We start from the raw sequence: 726 nt of genomic DNA on the forward strand, positions 1-726 counted from the left end.
GGCCAACGTCGTCGGCGTGCCCATCGGGTCCTTCGTCGGCCAGTTCGTCGGCTGGCGCGGCCCGTTCTGGGCCCTGGCCGCTCTCTCCGCGCTCGCCGCCGTCTTCATCGGCCGCTTTATTCCGACCCAGGAACAGCGGACGACCGTCTCGCTGCGCGCCGAGTTCGGCGCGCTGCGCCAGGGCCGGCTGTGGCTGGCGCTGAGCGCCGCCATGCTGATCATGGGCGGTGTCCTGGCGACCTACAGCTACGTCACCCCGCTGCTGACCGACCGCGCCGGGATCCCGGCGGGCGCCGTCCCGTTCGTCCTCATCGCCTTCGGCGTCGGCGCCCTGGGCGGCACCACCACCGGTGGCCGTCTGGGTGAGCGCTGGCCGATGGCCACCACCATCACCGCCGCCGCAGCCACCGCCCTCGTTCTGCTCCTGATGATCCCGCTGTCCACCAACGCGGCCACGGCCACCGTCCTCGTCTTCCTCATGGGCCTGACCGGATTCACGGTGAACCCCGTCGTCACCTCGCTCGCCATGCGTTTCGCCGGCGACGCCCCCACCCTCACGTCCGCGCTGACCACCTCCGCCTTCAACGTCGGCGTGGCCGGCGGGTCCTGGATCGCGGGTACGGCCCTGGACTCCTCCCTCGGCGTGACCGGGCCGCCCCTGGTCGGCACGGTCATCGCCGTACTCACCCTGCTCCCGCTCATCGCCCTCGCCGTCCGCGGCACCTC

Annotated in this window: 1 protein-coding gene; it reads left to right on the forward strand. The window is 72.6% G+C overall.

Going from position 1 to position 726, the window contains the following annotated elements:
* Positions 1-16: 16 nt before the first annotated feature.
* A partial coding sequence (locus H1D24_RS41600; RefSeq protein ID WP_309484638.1) for an MFS transporter occupies positions 17-726 on the forward strand: 710 nt, incomplete at its 3' end.

The organism is Streptomyces himalayensis subsp. himalayensis, assembly GCF_013778455.1.
Lineage (GTDB): Bacteria > Actinomycetota > Actinomycetes > Streptomycetales > Streptomycetaceae > Streptomyces > Streptomyces himalayensis.